Below are 18,304 nucleotides of genomic sequence, written 5' to 3' on the forward strand. Positions count from 1 at the left end.
GTTATTAAAAAATGACTCAAAACAAAACCTACATAAAATCCTACATCACCATCCAAAACAACGAAATTGTTTTGAACGGAACTTCTGTATTCAAAATTGAACCGACAGATTTTGCAGATTTCTCTAAACAAGCCTATCGTAATTTTGAAATGCAATATCCAAAGTTTTTCAAAATGGATGCTTTGAGCAAACTGGCTTTTTTAGGATCAGAATTGCTTTTAAGTCCGATAACTTCTACGGAAGAGGAAAATAATATCGCTTTGGTTTTGGCAAATAAATCGTCGAGTTTAGATACCGATGTAAAATATCAGGAATCAATTTCAGACAAAGAAAACTATTTTCCGAGTCCGGCGGTTTTTGTTTATACGCTGCCAAATATTTGTCTGGGCGAAATAAGTATCCGTCATCAGCTGAAAAGTGAAAATTCTTTCTTTATATTTGATGCCTTTAACACTGAATTTATGTCTAATTATTCGGATATTCTTTTGAATACAAATAAAGCAGATTTAGTTTTATGTGGCTGGGTAGAATATTTTAACGACAATTATAAAGCTTTTTTATGTACAATTAGTACAGAAGAAAACACAGAATATACAAACGAAACTATCAATACATTATACAATAAATAAGCATGGAAGCATTAAAAGAAGAATTGAAAAACAAAATTATAACAACTCTAAACCTTGAAGATATCGCAGTTGAAGACATTGCTGATAACGATCCTTTGTTTGGAGATGGTTTAGGTTTAGACTCGATTGATGCACTTGAATTGATCGTGATTTTAGATAAAGATTACGGAATTAAATTAGTAGATCCGAAAGAAGGAAAAACAATTTTCCAGTCTATCGAAACTATGGCAGCGTACATCAGCGCTAACAGAACTAAATAGATTTCAGATTTTAGACTTTAGATTTTAGATTCCAGGTCGAAATCTAAAATCTAAAATGGTTTAAAAATCCGTCAATTTTGTCAAAGGTTGAAACTTTGACAAAGTTCTAGAATCTACAATCTAAAATCATAAATCTAAAATGACAAAGGGTGTTGCAATAACGGGAATGGGAATTATCTCTGCAATCGGAAATTCGGTTGAAGAAAATTATCTTTCGTTGATCGAAAATAAAATCGGTATTTCCCGTATCTCCAATATTTCTACAGTTCATGCAGATGTAATCAAAGTGGGTGAAATCAAAAAAACCAACGATGAATTAATCAGCGAACTGAAATTAAACAGCGATAATAATTTTTCGAGAACCGCTATGATTGGTACTTTGGCAGCCAAACAAGCTGTTGAAAATGCTGGCATAACTTCTATCAACGAATTTAGAACCGGACTTATTTCGGCTACAAGCGTAGGCGGAATGGACATGACAGAGAAACATTATTACGATTATTTCGAAAAACCGGAACTGGTTAAATATATTACTTGCCACGATGGCGGCGATGTTGCGGATAAAATTGCTGAAGAACTGGGTTTAAAAGGAATGGTTTCGACCATAAGCACCGCTTGTTCCTCTGCTGCCAATTCGATTATGTTAGGTGCAAGATTAATCAAAACCGGAAAACTGGACCGCGTTATTGTTGGCGGAGCCGATGCTTTGTCAAAATTCACCATCAACGGATTTAAGACGTTGATGATTTTATCTGACGATTACAACAAACCTTTCGACAATAAAAGAAAAGGACTGAATCTTGGAGAAGCCGCTGCTTTTTTAGTTTTAGAATCGGATGAAATTGTTGAAAAACAAAATAAAAAAGTATTGGCAAGAGTTTCGGGTTACGGAAATGCAAATGATGCTTTTCACCAAACGGCTTCTTCTGAAAATGGAGACGGTGCTTTTTTAGCAATGAAAAAAGCATTTGAGGTTTCGGGTTTAAAGCCTTCTCAAATTGACTATATCAACGTTCACGGAACTGCAACTCCAAACAACGATTTATCTGAAGGAAGAGCTTTACGCCGCATTTACCAAGATGAAAAAGTGCCTGATTTTAGTTCTACAAAACCATTTACAGGTCACACTTTAGCAGCCGCAGCAGCAATTGAAGCTGTTTATAGTGTTTTGGCCATTCAAAATAATGTGGTTTATCCGAATTTGAATTTTGAAACCCAAATGGAAGAATTCGATTTGACGCCTCAAACTTCATTAAAAAATACAACTATTGAACACGTTTTATCCAACTCTTTTGGATTTGGAGGAAACTGTTCCACTCTTATATTTTCAAAAAGCTAATGACAAAAAAAACATATATAAATGGAGTAGGCTGTATTTCGACTCAAAAAACATTTGATACTGTTTTTTTGGAAGAGGCCAATGTTAATCATGATGAAAATGTGCTGGCAATTGTTCCGCCGGTATACAAAGAATATATTTCGCCGGCTGCAAGCCGAAGAATGGCAAAAGGTGTAAAAAACGGAATCGTAGCTTCGGCTTTAGCAATGAAAGATGCCAATGTCGAAAAAGTTGATGCCATTATTACCGGAACAGGTTTAGGATGCATCGAAGATTCTGAAAAATTCCTAAAAAGTATTTTAGATAATAAGGAAGAATTTTTAACGCCAACTTCTTTTATTCAATCGACTCATAATACGGTTGGCGCTCAGATCGCACTTTTACAGCAATGTAAAGGGTATAATTTTACTTATGTAAACGGAGCGGTTTCTTTTGAATCGGCGCTATTAGATGCTAAAATGCAGATTGAAGAAGACGAAGCCAATTCGATTTTAGTGGGCGGTGTTGATGAAAATGGAGAATATACTACTTCTCTTTTTAAATTAAACGGACGCATTAAAGCAGACAATACTGCTCCTTATGATGTTCTAAATTCTTCAACAAGCGGTGCCGTTTACGGCGAAGGTGCCAGTTTTTTTGTTTTAGAAAATGAAAGAAAAGACAATACTTACGCAGAACTTTTGGATGTTGCCATTATAAATAAACTGGAAGCAAATGAAGTTGAAACCGAAATAAAATCGTTTTTGAAATCGAATCATTTAGAAATTTCAGATATCGATGCTTTGGTTTTAGGTTTTGACGGAAATTCTTCTTTCGAAAATTATTACAGTAATCTGGCTGAAAATGCTTTCGCAAAAACTCCTGTTTTATATTACAAACATTTGAGTGGCGAATATGATACGGCTTCGGCTTTTGCTTTTTGGATGGCTTCTAAAATTTTAAAAACACAGGAAATTCCAGAAATTGTAAAAGTAAATTCGGTTACAAAACCAGCTTACAAAACCATTTTATTGTACAATCAATTAAGCGGCAAAAATCATAGTTTTACGTTACTGTCAAAATGATAACGCATAAAAACATCTCGATATTTTTTATTCTTTTATTGCTTTTAATGTTTCTCGCAAACTTTATTATGCCAATAAATATAGGATTTTATCTTGCTGTTATTTTTCTTTGGATTGGAATAAATGCTTTTGGTTCGTCCAGAATTTCATCCAATTATCACGTAAAAGCTTTCTGTAATAATCCATTAGAAAAAGAGAAAAAAATCGCCTTGACTTTTGATGACGGTCCGAGTATTTACACTTTGGAAGTTTTAGAGCTTTTGAAAAAATACAATGCTAAAGCTACTTTTTTCTGCATTGGAAAAAATATCGAAACGCATCCTGAGATTACTAAAAAGGTTATTGAAGAAGGTCACTTAGTGGGAAATCATTCTTACTCACATTCGAAGTTTTTTGATTTTTATAATACAAAACAAATACGGAAGGAAATTGAGAAAACGGATGCGCTTTTAGAAAAATTCACTTCAAAAAAAATAAACTTTTTTCGTCCGCCTTACGGAGTTACAACGCCTTCGATTCGAAGAGCATTAGAAAAAACAAATCATAAAGTGATCGGCTGGAATATTCGTTCGCTTGACGGTGGAACCAAAAATCAGGAATTAATTTTCAATCGCATTATAAAACGGGTTTCTCCCGGCGGAATTGTACTTTTGCATGATACAGGCACACACTCTGTTTTGGTCTTGGAACAGTTTTTGCAATTTTTACAGCAAAATAATTATGAAATGATTTCTGTTGAAGAATTACTGAAACTTAATGCTTATGGAAATTGAACGCGGATGAAACAGATTCACTATCGCGAAGACGCAGATAAAAACGGATTTTATTAAATTAAAAATTCGCGGAAATTGGTGCAATTCGTGGCGAAAAAACAAAGCACAATTTTAAAAATTATGAAAACTAAAATAGCTCTACTAATTCTTTTTATTTCAGGCAGTTTGTTTGCTCAGGAGCAAAAAATGACTACTGTAGAAATTGCGCAATTTAAAGAAGACGTAAATGTTGTAGCCAAAAAAATCAAAACACTTAGTACCGATTTTGTTCAGTACAAACATTTGGATTTTCTTTCAAAAGATATTGAAACTTCCGGAAAAATGGTTTTTAAAGAACCTGCACTTTTGCAATGGCAATATAAAAAACCATACAACTACAGCATTACTTTTAAAAACGGAAAAATCCTGATTAACGACGAAGGAAAGAAAAGCGCCGTTGATATTGGCAACAGTAAAATTTTTGCGAGAATCAATAAATTAATTATTGGAAGCGTGAGCGGAAATATGTTTGATGACAAAGAATTTACGATTTCGTATTTTAAATTAAAAGGTCAGAACTTAGCGAAGTTTATTCCGAAAGATGCGACGCTGAAAAAATACATCAAACAAATTGAACTGACTTTTGATAAAGAAGAAGCAACCGTAGTTCAGGTAAAACTTTTGGAATCATCTGAAGATTATACCAGAATTGTACTTAAAAATAAAGTAATCAATGCAAAAATCGACGATTCAGTTTTTACTAATTAATTTCGTTTTAGCGCTTGTATTCGTTTCTTGCGGTTCGGTTACAAAAAACTATACGCCAAAAAAATTAGATAAAACTTCTTATGAAGTTCCATATTTCTCAGATTCAAAAACCGATTACGTTTATAAAACCAATATCAGCGTTTACGGAAATGAATTGTCGGGAATTTTTATTGCCAAAAAAATAAACGACACTACACACCGAATTGTTTTTACAACGGAATTCGGAAATAAATTAATGGATTTTGAAATTTCGGAAAGCGATTTTAAAGTCAATTCGATTGTTTCAGAATTAGACCGTAAAATATTGATTAATACTTTGAAAGAAGATTTTCGATTATTGCTGAAAAAAGAATATATGATTCAGGAACAATTTGAAAATGAATCAGCTGATATTTATAAATCAAAAGATGGAAAACGAGACAATTACATTTTTATCTCCAAAAAGGACCAAAAATTAGAGAAGATCGTTCACGCTTCTAAAACAAAAGAAAAATTTACACTGCTTTTCAGTTCAGAAAACAATATTTTTGCTGAAAAGATTCAGATAATTCATCAGAATATTAAGCTAAAAATAGAGCTGAATTACTTTAAATCGGAATAGAAAATTAAACTAACCATAAACTTTAAATCAATTATAAATGAGAAAATTTATTGTAATTGCATTTGTTTTATTCATCGGAATTAAATCAGAAGCACAGGTAAGAGTAAGTCCAGGACTTCGAGGAGGTCTAAATGTATCAACATTAACTAATATTGATGACAATAAATCCAAAACCGATTTCTATGTTGGTGGATTAGTAGATATTAGATTCAATAAGTTTTTTTCGTTACAGCCGGAAATAACGTATTCCAGACAAGGAGATGAAGGGAGATATTTCGAAAACGGCCGTTATTATTCTGAAAAGTATGAGTTGAATTATATAACACTTGGTGCCGTTGCAAAGTTTAATTTTAATGGTGGCGGTTTTCACCTGCTAGCAGGTCCGTCTTTAGATTTTAAAGTTGGTGATAATTACATCAATACTAATCCGGAAGATTTTGATTTGGCAATAGTTGGAGGAGTTGGATATACGCTACCAAACGGTTTGACTTTTGAAGCCAGAATTAAACAAGGATTGGTAGATATTTATGGTTATGATTATTATGATAACGACGGATATTATACTAATGATGCAATCTTAAATCAGGTTTTCCAGATTGGAATCAGCTATAAATTTAAAACAAAATAAAAACCATGAATAAAAAAAACGTTCTTTTTATTATTGTTTTTTTCGCAGTATTAAGCATACAAGCTCAGATTAGTGTTAAACCCGGTTTAAGAGGCGGATTTAGTTTTTCGACCATTTCTGAAATGCATGCCGATTATAAAACAGATTTTTATGCTGGTGGTTTTGCTGAAATTAAGATTACGAAACTTTATGCATTACAGCCGGAAATCAATTACAGCAGACAAGGTTCTAATAATGTAGCGCGAAATTATTATGATGAAGTCAGCCAGACAAATAAAGTTGAATATTTAGATTTAGATATCAACTATTTGTCGCTTTCTGTAATGAATAAGTTCACTTTGCCAATGGGAATTCAGTTTCAGGCAGGACCAACTTTAGATGTTTTATTGAATGATAATCTTGCGGTTAGAAAAGCACAAAATGATCTTGGTTTGGTTTTAGGTGTTGCTTATGCTTTGCCTTCAGGATTAACATTTGAAGCCCGATTTAAAAAAGGTTTACTGGATGTTTTGAGCAGTGATTATTATCAAAACAACTCCAATAATTATTATTTATTTGGAGATTATAACACAAATATCAATTTTCAGTTAGGAGTTTCCTACTCGTTTGGAAAATAAAAAAATATGATTTTAAAAGATTTTTACAAAGTTCTATCGGAAGAAAAAATCTCCGATTCAAAATATAATATTACAATTTTAGTCAATGAGAAACATGAGGTTTTTAAAGGGCATTTCCCAGGAAATCCTATTATGCCTGGTGTTTGCATGATTCAGATTATCAAGGAACTTACAGAATCGATTACTAATAGTTCGTTGATGATTCAGTCTTTGGCAAATGTAAAATTCATGGCTTTGATTAATCCTGAGGTAACTCCGGAATTACGTTTAGAGCTTGATGTTACAACCACTGAAGACGGTTTGGTAAAAGTGAAAAACACGACTTACTTTAACGACACTACTGCTCTTAAACTGAGTAATGTGTACAAAAAAATATAATTATGAAACTATTACTGACATTACTTTTATGGGTAAATTTTGCGGGTACGCCAGATTTAGCCTCTATTCGTAAAATGTATACGGATGTTACAAAATCAGAAACTAATGCTAAAAATTTTGTAGAAAAACTTTCGGGTGTTTCCAATAGCGATGATAAAATTTTAGTGGCTTATAAAGCGGCTTCCATTTTACTGGATTCTAAATTTGAGAAAAAATTAGGCGATAAAATTGATCGTTTTAAAGAAGGTGCAAAACTTTTGGAATCAATTATTGACAGCGAGCCAAACAACATCGAAATCAGAATGATTCGTCTTAGTATTCAGGAAAATGTTCCTGGAATAACGGGTTATAAGAAAAACATTAAAGAGGATAAAAAATTTATTACAGCACATTATGCAGAACAAAATGCTTCTTTAAAAGAGTATTTAAAAGATTTCGTTATGCAGTCTAAAAGTTTTTCTGCCAAGGAGAAACAATTCGTGAAGTAAGCTCAAAAAATCCCTCATGAAATCACAGCAGGAATTACTTAGTTCGACTAACTTTTGTGTTATTGTACCCACTTACAACAACCCAAAAACACTGAAAAAAGTACTGGATTCTATTTTAGATTTCACCTCAAATATTATTATTGTCAACGACGGTTCTACCGATTCGACAAGCGAAATCCTAAAAGGATATTCGCAACTGACGCAAATTCATCATCCTAAAAATTTGGGAAAAGGCCGTGCGCTCAGAAACGGTTTTAGAAAAGCGCTTGAATTGAATTTCGAGTACGCCATCACAATCGATTCTGACGGACAACATTTTGCTTCGGATATTCCTGTTTTTTTAGAAGAAATTCAAAATGAGCCTAATTCGCTTTTGATTGGAAGCCGCAATATGACTCAGGAAAATGTTCCAAAGAAAAGTAGTTTCGGAAACAAGTTTTCTAATTTTTGGTTCAAGTTTGAAACTGGAATTAAGCTGGACGACACACAGTCCGGATTTAGATTGTATCCTTTAAGATTATTGCCAAAGCGTTTTTATACCAATAAATTTGAGTTTGAAATTGAAGTTATCGTACGCGCGGCGTGGAAAGGAATTGTTGTAAAAAATATTCCAATTCAGGTTTTGTATGATCCTGCCGAAAGAGTTTCGCATTTTCGTCCGTTTCAGGATTTTACCAGAATCAGTATTTTAAATACCGTTTTGGTAACCAATGCTTTATTATACATAAAGCCTCGGGATTTCTTTAGAAGAGCAAAAAAAAAAGGATTTAAAAAATTCTTTCTCGAAGATATTTTAGAAAGTTCTGATTCTAATTTTAAAAAATCGGCAGCAATTGCTCTCGGAATTTTTATCGGACTTTCTCCTTTTTGGGGATTTCAAACTATACTTCTTTTTACTTTTGCAGCCATTTTTCGATTGAATAAAGTAATTGCTTATTTGACTTCTAATGTGAGTTTTGCTCCTTTTATTCCGTTTATCATTTATGGCTCTTTAAAAATGGGAAGTTATTTTGTTTCAACAGATGCACCTTTGGTTTTGGACAGTTCTATAACATTAGATGATATTCAAAAAAATGCTACACAATATATCGTAGGAAGTCTTATTTTAGCAACCGTTTCAGCACTATCAGTTGGTCTTATAAGTTATTTACTTTTAACCGCTTTTAGTTCTAAGAATAAAACGAATATTTAAGTTAAGTTTGCCACAGATTAAAGGATTAAAATGATTTTCATTCAATGTCATCAACCAAGAATTTCACGAATTTTCACGAATTAATTCGTGAAAATTCGTGAAATTCTTGGGAAAAAAAATCTGTGCGAATCACTTTAATCTGTGGCAAAAAAATTTAAAACCTAAAACATGCATCAATACTTTTACGCCATTCATTTATTTGTAAACCGAAGAAAATCTCTATCGGTTCTATTGGCTGTTCTGATGCTTCTTGTTTTTGGATTTTTTGCTTCAAGATTAAAGTTTGAGGAAGACATTACTAAACTTATCCCCACAAACGACAAAACCGATGTCACGGCAAAAGTGCTCAAACAATTAAACTTTGCCGATAAAACCACCGTAATTTTTAAACTCGACAAAAATGGTACTGCCGAAGATTTAAAAGAAATGGCAACCGCTTTTTCAGACAGCGTTTCTAAATCCTGTAAACCTTACATAACAGGAATTCAGGGAAAAATTGACGAAGAAAATATTCAGGAAACTATTGATTTTGTTTACAACAATCTCTCTCTTTTTCTGGATGATACAGATTATAAAACTATCGAACAAAAACTGCAGAAAGACAGCATTGCAGCAACCATTCAGGGAAACTACAAATCGATCATTTCGCCTTCGGGATTTGTAACCAAAGATTTTATTCTACAAGATCCGTTTGGGATTTCTTTTATTGCTTTAAAAAAATTACAACAATTAAATATTGGCGACGATTTTACGCTCGAAAATGGTTTTGTAATGACCAAAGACAAAAAGAAATTACTGCTTTTTATTACATCCAATATTCCATCAAGCGAAACTGAAAAGAATACCCTTTTTGCTGAAAAACTAAAATCAATTCAGGAAAATTTAAATACTCAATTTAAAGGAAAAACTTCCATCAGTTATTTTGGTTCTGCTTTAATTGCAGTTGCCAATGCCAATCAAATTAAGAGCGACATTATTTTGACAACCTCAATTGCAATGTTTACTTTAATGCTGATTCTGATTTTATTTTACCGAAAAATTTTAATTCCGCTAATTATTTTTCTGCCGACCGTTTTTGGAGGTTTATTTGCGGTTGCGTTTTTATATTTTGTGAGAGAACAAATCTCCGCAATTTCATTAGGAATTGGATCAATTTTATTAGGAATTACAATCGATTATTCCATTCACATTCTCACGCATTACAAACATAACAGCGATGTAAAGACTTTATACAAAGATATTACAATGCCCGTAATTATGAGCAGTTCTACCACTGCGGTTGCTTTTTTATGTCTGCTTTTTGTAAAATCGGATGCGTTGAATGATCTTGGAATTTTTGCTGCCGTAATTGTAATGGCAACTGGAATTTTCTCTCTTTTAATTGTTCCTCATTTATACAAACCACACGAAAATCCGGCAGAACACAAAAAGAATGTGATCGATAAAATGGCTCACTTTTCGTTTCACAATAATAAAATACTAATTGGGCTTTGCGTAATTATTACCATTATCTGTTGTTTTACTTATAATGATGTTGGTTTTAATAACGATTTATCTCAGCTGAATTTTGTCCCGAAAGAAATTAAGGCTGCCGAAAAACAATTGGAAGAAAGCACCAGTTTAACTTCCAAAACGATTTATGTTGCTTCATACGGGAAAACTATCGAAGAAGCTTTACAGCATAACACTAAACTTTTTGGAGATTTATCAAAAGAAAAGCAGCAAAACAAAATTCTGAATTTTAGTTCGGTTGGCGGCATTGTGCTTTCTCAGGCAGCACAAGTCGAAAAAATCAAGAAGTGGAATTCATTTTGGACTCCGCAGAAAAAACAATTCATAAAATCAGAATTAGTTGCTGAAGGCTCAAAAGTTGGCTTTAAGCCAACAACGTATGAACTCTTTTTTGATCATTTGGATTTTGATTTCAAACCTGTTTCTGCAGCTGAATTTTTAAAAATTAAAGCACTTCAATTACAGGAATTCATTACCGAGAAAAATGGCTTTTATACTGTTTCGACTTTGGTAAAAGTAGCACCGGAACAGCGTGATGCTTTTGTAAAATCGGCTTCAACAAAAGAAAATGTAATTGCGATCGATCGTCAGCAGATGAACGAAACGTTTTTCAGCACTTTAAAAACCGATTTTAATTCGCTTGTCAATTATTCTTTTGTTGCCGTAATCCTGATCCTGTTTTTCTTTTTCCGAAGAATCGAACTGGTTATCATCAGCTGTATTCCAATTGCCTTGACTGGAATTGTAACAGTTGGAATTATGGGCATTTTTGGCATTCAAATGAATATTTTCAGCATGATTGTCTGCACTTTAATTTTTGGTCACGGAGTCGATTTCAGTATTTTCATGACCAGCGCATTGCAAAAAGAATATTCTACCGGAGTTAATGAAATTGCAGTTTACAGAACGTCAATTATTTTGGCGGTTATCACAACAATTTTAGGAATCGGCGCGATGATATTTGCGAAACATCCTGCCCTTACTTCAATTTCATCGGTTTCTTTAATTGGGGTTTTTGCGGCACTAATTATCACTTTTATTTTCTATCCGATTTTATTTAAACTGTTTTTGTCAAATCGTCCTAAAAAAGGGAATCCTCCGTTTCAGTTAAGAACATTTGTTCATGGTGTAATTTCTTTTGCTTATTATGGTTTAGGCGGTATCATAATGTCGATTTTTAGTTTTACCATTATGCCGATTTTGCCTTTCAGCAAAAAAGCAAAAATGAAAGCTTTCCGATATGTCATTTCAAAATTCATGAAATCGGTCTTGTATTCGAATCCTTTTATTCGCAAAAGAGTCGTTAATCATTTCAATGAAACATTCGAAAAACCTGCTGTAATTATTGCTAATCATTCTTCGTTTCTGGATATTTTGGCAATCGGAATGCTAAGCCCAAAAATTATTTTTCTGGTAAGCGACTGGGTTTACAATTCTCCAATTTTTGGCGGTGTGGTGAGAAAAGCAGGATTTTATCCAGTATCAGAAGGCTTGGAAGGCGGTGTTGAACATTTGCGTAAAAAAGTAGAACAAGGATATTCTTTAATGGTTTTTCCGGAAGGAACACGATCTGAAAACAATGTGGTGAAAAGATTTCATAAAGGAGCATTTTTCCTTGCCGAAGAGTTCAATCTTGATATTATTCCTGTTGTCATTCACGGTGCTTCGGAATTAATACCAAAAGGCGATTTTGTCATTCATCACGGAAAATTAACCGTTACCATTTTAGAAAGAATTAAGCCCGAAAATCTCTCTTTTGGAAATAATTACGCCGAAAGAACCAAACAAATAAGTTCTTTCTTTAAAGCAGAACATCGTAAAATTCGTGAACAACTTGAAGGTCCGGATTATTTCAAAACCATGCTTATCAATAGTTACGATTATAAAGAAATTGAAATAAGCAACAGCGTCAAAAAAGATTTAAAACAGAATCTTGAAGTTTATTATAACTTAAATAAACAAATTCAGCCAAAAGCAAAAATCCTGCATTTAGGAAATGATTACGGACAGCTTGACGTTTTGCTTGCTTTACAGGAACCACAGCGAAAAATAGTTTCTTTTATAAATGATGAAGAAAAATTATTGGTAGCCAAAACCAATTACATTGTATCTAAAAGAAAAATAGTTTATTTGGATCAATTGGAATTGGCACTTGAAAGTCAATATGATCTTCTTTTGATTTCTGACGAAAGTTATAAACATGAAATTGAAAAAGTAATTCCAGTTGCTTCTTTAATCATTTTAGCGAATTGTCCTGGCTTAAAAGATCAGTTTGAGAATTTTGAAATTGTTTCTGAAGAAAACGAACTTGTTGTTTTAAAGAAAAAGTAATGAAAAAAGAGTATGATGTAGTAATAATTGGCAGCGGTTTAGGCGGATTGGTTTCTGCTGTAATTCTGGCGAAAGAAGGCTACAGCATTTGTGTACTCGAAAAAAACAATCAATACGGAGGAAATCTGCAAACGTTCGTAAGAGACAAAACTATTTTTGATACGGGAATTCATTACATCGGAGGTTTAGACGAAGGACAAAATCTCAATCAATATTTCAAATATATTGGAATAATGGATCATTTGAATCTGAAAAAATTAGATGAAAATGGTTTTGATATTATTTCTTTTGAGGATGATAAAACAGAATATCCGCATGCGCAGGGTTTCGAAAATTTCATTCAACAATTAACAAATTACTTTCCTGAAGAAAAAGAAAATCTCGTTAACTATTGTCAAAAAATAAAAGCGATCTGTAAATCTTTTCCACTTTATAATTTAGAATCTGAGGGAAAATATGATGATGAAATTCTAACGCTTAACGCGAAAGAAACGATTGATTCTTTTACAAAAAATGAAAAGCTGAAAGCGGTTTTAGCAGGTTCCAATTTTCTATATGCCGGAATTCCGGATAAATCGCCTTTTTATGTACATGCACTTGTGGTCAATTCCTATATTGAAAGTTCTTGGCGATGCGTAAACGGCGGAAGTCAGATCACAAAACAGCTTTTAAAACAACTCAAAAAATACGGAGGTGAATTCTTTAAACATAAAGAAGTTACCAAAATTGTAGTCGAAAACCAAAAGGTAAATTCGGTACAAATGAAAGACGGAACTGAAGTTTCAGGAACGTATTTTATTTCGAACATCGAACCGAAAACCACTTTGAAAATGGCGGGTCAGGAAAATTTCCGAAAACCATTTTTCAATAGAATTCAAAATTTGGAAAATGTACTTGCTGCTTTTAGTTTGTATATCGTTTTTAAACCCAAAACTTTTAAATACATTAATCATAATTATTATCATTTTAAAAGTATTGATGATGTTTGGACTGCCTTTGATTATGACGAAAATTCATGGCCGAAAACTTTTATGGCTTCCATGAATCCGTCAAAGAAAGACGAAGAATGGGCAGACGGAATGACCTTTTTAACGTACATGAAATATGATGATATAAAAGCTTGGGAAAATACTTTTAATACGACTTTTGAAGAAAATTATCGAGGTAAAAGCTACGAAGAATTCAAAGCCGAAAAAGCCGAAAAACTTTTAGTAGAAATCGAAAAGAAATTTCCCGGAATTAGAGATTGTATCAAATCGGTTCATACTTCTACTCCTCTTTCCTACCGCGATTATATTGGCGGAGACGGTGGCAATATGTACGGATATGTTAAAGATTCCAATAATCCGATGAAAACTTTAATTCCCACAAAAACCAAACTGGAAAATCTGTATCTTACAGGCCAAAGTATTAACATGCACGGTGTCTTGGGTGTTACAGTTGGAGCGGTTATAACCTGCTCAGAAATTGTAGGAAAAGAATATCTGCTGGAAAAAATTAAAAAAGCATCTGAATAATTGAATCATGAAAAGCCGAGTTATTTATTTCTTCTTTATCGGTTTTCTCACGTTGCTGATTTCCTGCGGTACATCAAAATCAAAACATCATAAACCTGATCTTACTGCTTTTAATAATTCAAAACCAGTTGTTACTAAAGTTTCTGATACTGTTTTTATCTCTGGAAAAAATTCACTTTTAAAAAACAAACAAGGCCTTTGGGAATTGTATGTTGAAGGCGATCCGCTCGAAATTGGTCTCACAACCGGCGCTTTAACCGATTCGCTTTTACAAAAACAACAGCGTATTTTTTTCTCCAAAGTAACCGATTTTATTCCGTCCAAATTTCAGCAGAAATTGCTGAGAGGCTTTTTACAATGGTACAATCGTAAATTATATTTGAATGTTCCCGATGAATATCAAACCGAAATTTATGGGGTTTCAGAATATAGTTCAGACGAATTTAACAACATCGCGCCTAAATATCAGCGTGGTTTGTATCTGCATGGCGCACATGATATTGGACATGCTTTGCAAGATTTGGCTTTGGTAGGCTGCTCTTCTTTTGCTGCCTGGAATGAAAAATCGGAAGATGGAAATTTAATTCTGGCCCGTAATTTTGATTTTTATGTGAATGACGCTTTCGCGGAAAATAAAATCGCAGCCTTTATAAAACCAAAAGAAGGATATCCGTTTATGATGGTAACCTGGCCGGGAATGATTGGAGCGGTTTCCGGAATAAATTACGAAGGATTGACCGTTACCATAAATGCTTCGAAATCTAAAATTCCGCTTAGCGCGAAAACGCCAATTTCGATTTTAACCCGCGAGATTTTACAGCATGCCAAAAATTTAGACGAAGCCATTGCCATTGCAAAAAAGAGAAAAGTATTTGTTTCTGAATCTATTATGGTTGGAAGTGCCAATGATAATAAAGCCATTTTAATCGAAGTTTCTCCCAACAAAATGGACGTTTACGATGTTCCAAACAGCGATCAATTAATTTGTTCGAATCATTTTCAAGGAGAATCTTTTGCGACTGATAAACGAAATCTGGAACAAATTGCCAACAGTCATTCTGAATATCGCTTTGAAAGAATGCAGGAACTTTTGTCTGAAAACCCAAAAGTAAATCCTGAAATTGCCTCGGAAATTCTTCGAAATAAAGAAGGTTTAAAAAACATTTCTTTAGGTTTTGGAAATGAAAAAGCATTAAATCAATTACTGGCGCATCACGGAATTATCTTTAAACCAAAAGAAAAATTAGTCTGGGTTTCGGCAAATCCATTTCAATTGGGCGAATTTGTTTGTTATGATTTGAATTTAATTTTTGGCGAAAGCAAAAGTAATATTGCTTCTTTTCAATCTGAAAATTTAAATATTGCTAAAGATCCTTTTTTGGAAAGTACTGCTTTTCAGAATTTTAAAAAATTTAAAGTGGAAGATCATAAAATAGATTCCATTTTGGATAAGAAAGAAACGATTTCATCAGAATTCATTCCAAATTATCAATCGTTAAACCCTGATTATTGGGTTGTATATTATAAGGCAGGATTGTACTTTTACCAAAAAAAGGAATTTCTACAGGCAAAGCTTAATTTTGAAAAAGCTTTAAACCTTGAAATTACTACAGTTCCTGATAAAGAAAAGATTGAAAAATATTTAAAAAAAGTCAAAAGAAAATTACAATGATTCCAGCAATAGAAAAAGGTTCTTTAGAAGAGATTAAAATTTTTCAAGAAAAAAAATTAGTTGAACTTCTAGAATACATCAGTCAAAATTCTCCTTTTTACAAAAGACTTTTTGCTGGACAAAATATTGATATTTCTAAAGTGAAAACACTGGAAGATTTACAGCATTTACCTGTTACAACCAAAGAAGATTTACAACAATATAATGATGATTTTGTGTGTGTCCCGCAAAACCAAATCATAGATTATGCCTCAACATCAGGAACTTTAGGCGATCCTGTAACTTTTGGTTTAACGGATTCTGACTTGGATCGATTGGCTTATAATGAAGCAATTTCATTCGCTTGTGCCGGAATTGCAGAAGGAGATGTCGTGCAACTAATGACTACAATTGACCGAAAATTTATGGCAGGTTTAGCTTATTTTCTCGGTCTTAGAAAATTGAAAGTCGGCGTTATTCGCGTTGGTGCCGGAATTCCGGAAATGCAGTGGGATTCGATTTTAAAATACAATCCGTCTTATTTAATTACGGTTCCTTCTTTCCTTTTAAAATTAATTGAATACGCCGAAATTCACGGAATCGATTATAATAATTCGAGCATAAAAGGCGCCATCTGCATTGGAGAATCTTTGAGAGAACAGGATTTCTCAATGAATATTCTATCGAAAAAAATCACTGATAAATGGAATATTAAGTTGTTTTCAACTTATGCTTCAACCGAAATGAGTACCGCATTCACAGAATGCGAACACGGAAAAGGCGGACATCATCATCCAGAATTAATTATTGTTGAAGTTTTAGACGAAAATAATCAGCCTGTAAAAAATGGAGAAACCGGCGAGTTGACATTCACTACTTTAGGAATTGAAGCAATGCCATTATTACGTTTTAAAACGGGAGATATTGTACAGCTTCACAACGAACCTTGTGCCTGCGGCAGAAATACTTTGCGTGTTGGTCCAGTTGTCGGGCGTAAAAAACAAATGATCAAATATAAAGGAACAACGCTTTATCCGCCAGCGATGAACGATGTTTTGAGCAGTTTTGATACTATCGAAAATCATTTAATCGAAATCTCTACAAACGATTTAGGCACTGATGAAATCGTAATTAAAATTGCTGTAAAAAACCAAACTCCAGAATTTTTACAAGAAATTAAAGATCATTTTAGAGCCAAATTAAGAGTAACTCCAAAAATAGAATTTGCCTCAAAAGAAGTTTTAAATCCTCTGGTTTTTAATCCAATGAGCCGAAAACCAATTCGATTTTTTGACTATAGAACTTAGTGTAGAGACAAAGTAACAAAGATCCATAGTGCCAAAGGCTGTTAATCAGCACTATAAAAAACCTTTGTCCCTTTGTTACTTTGAGCCTTTGTCACTCGAATTGTGCCAATTCGATTAAAAAGTTGTAATTTTGCAAAAAATTACGAAGATGGTCAAGATTGGCAACATAGAATTACCTGAATTTCCTTTACTACTCGCACCGATGGAAGACGTTAGTGATCCGCCGTTTCGCAGATTATGCAAAGCGCATGGAGCCGACATGATGTATTCTGAATTTATTTCGTCGGAAGGATTAATTCGTGACGCTATAAAAAGCCGCATGAAGCTGGATATTTTTGATTACGAACGTCCTGTTGGAATTCAGATTTTTGGTGGTGATGAAGAAGCAATGGAAATGTCGTCTAAAATTGTTTCCACAGTAAAACCAGATTTAGTAGACATTAACTTTGGATGTCCTGTAAAAAAAGTAGTTTGCCGTGGTGCTGGTGCAGGAGTTTTGAAAGATGTTGATTTGATGGTTCGTTTAACGAAAGCGGTTATCAAAGGAACTGATTTGCCTGTTACTGTAAAAACGCGTTTAGGCTGGGATGAAAACTCGATTAATATTGATGAAGTTGCAGAAAGGCTTCAGGATATTGGTGTTCAGGCTTTAACCATTCACGCTAGAACCCGCGCTCAAATGTACAAAGGTCATTCTGATTGGTCACACATTGCACGTGTAAAAAATAACCCAAGAATTACAATGCCTATTTTTGGAAACGGAGATATCGATAGTCCGGAAAAAGCATTACATTATAAAAACGAATACGGAATTGACGGTATCATGATTGGCCGTGCTGCGATTGGTTATCCGTGGATTTTCAATGAAATTAAACATTTCTTCAAAACAGGCGAACACTTACCTGCTCCAACCGTTATAGACCGCGTTGAAGCTGCTAGAAACCACTTAAAATGGTCTATGGAATGGAAAGGCGAACGTTTGGGAATTGTAGAAATGCGTCGTCATTACACCAATTATTTTAAAGGAATTCATTCATTTAAAGAATTCAAACAAAAACTTGTTACTACGGATGGACCTGAAGATTTATTTGCAATCATGAAAGAGATTGAAGAGGTTTATGCGGGATATGAGTTTGTTTAAAATGAGTCGTCCTGAAATAGGTTGACAGGTTTCACAATATTAATTAAAACCAGTAAAGTTCTCTTTGCTGGTTTTTTGATATACAAAATTAGGTGTTTTCATTTTCAAGCTTAAATGCGGCCTTTTTTG

General features: G+C 33.5%; 17 protein-coding genes. All 17 read left to right on the forward strand.

Features of this window, described 5'->3' with window-relative positions:
- Positions 1-11 precede the first annotated feature (11 nt).
- The 17 genes from ACFS3A_RS26235 (at position 12) to dusB (ending at position 18,175) form a co-directional block, all read left to right on the forward strand.
- Complete coding sequence (locus tag ACFS3A_RS26235; protein WP_379828622.1) at positions 12-629, forward strand: 3-oxoacyl-ACP synthase; 618 nt, start codon at positions 12-14, stop codon at positions 627-629.
- A gap of 2 nt (positions 630-631) precedes the next feature.
- Positions 632-889, forward strand: a complete 258-nt coding sequence (locus ACFS3A_RS26240) for a phosphopantetheine-binding protein (protein WP_068841663.1) — start codon at positions 632-634, stop codon at positions 887-889.
- A 139-nt stretch (positions 890-1,028) separates the two neighbouring features.
- Positions 1,029-2,228, forward strand: coding sequence for a beta-ketoacyl-[acyl-carrier-protein] synthase family protein (locus ACFS3A_RS26245; protein WP_379828624.1), 1,200 nt, complete (start codon positions 1,029-1,031; stop codon positions 2,226-2,228).
- On the forward strand, positions 2,228-3,292 hold the full coding sequence (locus ACFS3A_RS26250; RefSeq protein WP_379828626.1) for a beta-ketoacyl synthase N-terminal-like domain-containing protein: 1,065 nt from the start codon (positions 2,228-2,230) through the stop codon (positions 3,290-3,292). Before ACFS3A_RS26245 ends, ACFS3A_RS26250 begins: the two co-directional genes overlap by 1 nt.
- A gap of 68 nt (positions 3,293-3,360) precedes the next feature.
- Positions 3,361-4,065, forward strand: coding sequence for a polysaccharide deacetylase family protein (locus tag ACFS3A_RS26255; protein WP_379828628.1), 705 nt, complete (start codon positions 3,361-3,363; stop codon positions 4,063-4,065).
- A gap of 120 nt (positions 4,066-4,185) precedes the next feature.
- A complete protein-coding gene (locus tag ACFS3A_RS26260; RefSeq protein ID WP_379828629.1) occupies positions 4,186-4,812 on the forward strand; it encodes an outer membrane lipoprotein carrier protein LolA in 627 nt (208 codons plus the stop codon).
- Positions 4,778-5,413 carry a hypothetical protein gene (locus tag ACFS3A_RS26265; protein WP_379828631.1) on the forward strand — a complete coding sequence of 212 codons (636 nt, stop codon included), beginning with the start codon at positions 4,778-4,780 and terminating at the stop codon, positions 5,411-5,413. The genes ACFS3A_RS26260 and ACFS3A_RS26265 overlap by 35 nt, the downstream gene beginning before the upstream one ends.
- A gap of 37 nt (positions 5,414-5,450) precedes the next feature.
- Positions 5,451-6,041 (forward strand): porin family protein, encoded by a 591-nt coding sequence (locus ACFS3A_RS26270; RefSeq protein ID WP_379828633.1) that lies wholly within the window; start codon positions 5,451-5,453, stop codon positions 6,039-6,041.
- A 5-nt stretch (positions 6,042-6,046) separates the two neighbouring features.
- Positions 6,047-6,658 (forward strand): outer membrane beta-barrel protein, encoded by a 612-nt coding sequence (locus ACFS3A_RS26275; protein ID WP_379828635.1) that lies wholly within the window; start codon positions 6,047-6,049, stop codon positions 6,656-6,658.
- 6 nt (positions 6,659-6,664) lie between these two features.
- The gene (locus ACFS3A_RS26280) at positions 6,665-7,036 is read left to right on the forward strand and encodes a 3-hydroxyacyl-ACP dehydratase (protein ID WP_379828637.1); all 372 of its coding nucleotides are present in this window, start codon (positions 6,665-6,667) and stop codon (positions 7,034-7,036) included.
- 2 nt (positions 7,037-7,038) lie between these two features.
- Positions 7,039-7,524: a hypothetical protein gene (locus ACFS3A_RS26285; RefSeq protein WP_379828639.1), complete on the forward strand. Its 486-nt coding sequence runs from the start codon at positions 7,039-7,041 to the stop codon at positions 7,522-7,524.
- Positions 7,525-7,540: 16 nt separating this feature from the next.
- Positions 7,541-8,716, forward strand: a complete 1,176-nt coding sequence (locus tag ACFS3A_RS26290; protein WP_379828641.1) for a DUF2062 domain-containing protein — start codon at positions 7,541-7,543, stop codon at positions 8,714-8,716.
- Between the two features lie 168 nt (positions 8,717-8,884).
- Positions 8,885-12,559 (forward strand): 1-acyl-sn-glycerol-3-phosphate acyltransferase, encoded by a 3,675-nt coding sequence (locus tag ACFS3A_RS26295; RefSeq protein WP_379828643.1) that lies wholly within the window; start codon positions 8,885-8,887, stop codon positions 12,557-12,559.
- A complete protein-coding gene (locus ACFS3A_RS26300; RefSeq protein WP_379828645.1) occupies positions 12,559-14,076 on the forward strand; it encodes a phytoene desaturase family protein in 1,518 nt (505 codons plus the stop codon). Before ACFS3A_RS26295 ends, ACFS3A_RS26300 begins: the two co-directional genes overlap by 1 nt.
- A 7-nt stretch (positions 14,077-14,083) precedes the next feature.
- Positions 14,084-15,748, forward strand: coding sequence for a C45 family autoproteolytic acyltransferase/hydolase (locus ACFS3A_RS26305; protein WP_379828647.1), 1,665 nt, complete (start codon positions 14,084-14,086; stop codon positions 15,746-15,748).
- On the forward strand, positions 15,745-17,034 hold the full coding sequence (locus ACFS3A_RS26310; RefSeq protein WP_379828649.1) for a phenylacetate--CoA ligase family protein: 1,290 nt from the start codon (positions 15,745-15,747) through the stop codon (positions 17,032-17,034). Before ACFS3A_RS26305 ends, ACFS3A_RS26310 begins: the two co-directional genes overlap by 4 nt.
- 148 nt (positions 17,035-17,182) lie before the next feature.
- Positions 17,183-18,175, forward strand: a complete 993-nt coding sequence (gene dusB, locus ACFS3A_RS26315) for a tRNA dihydrouridine synthase DusB (protein ID WP_379828651.1) — start codon at positions 17,183-17,185, stop codon at positions 18,173-18,175.
- Positions 18,176-18,304: the final 129 nt, after the last annotated feature.

Source organism: Flavobacterium notoginsengisoli, from assembly GCF_042686225.1.
Classification (GTDB): Bacteria; Bacteroidota; Bacteroidia; order Flavobacteriales; family Flavobacteriaceae; genus Flavobacterium; species Flavobacterium notoginsengisoli.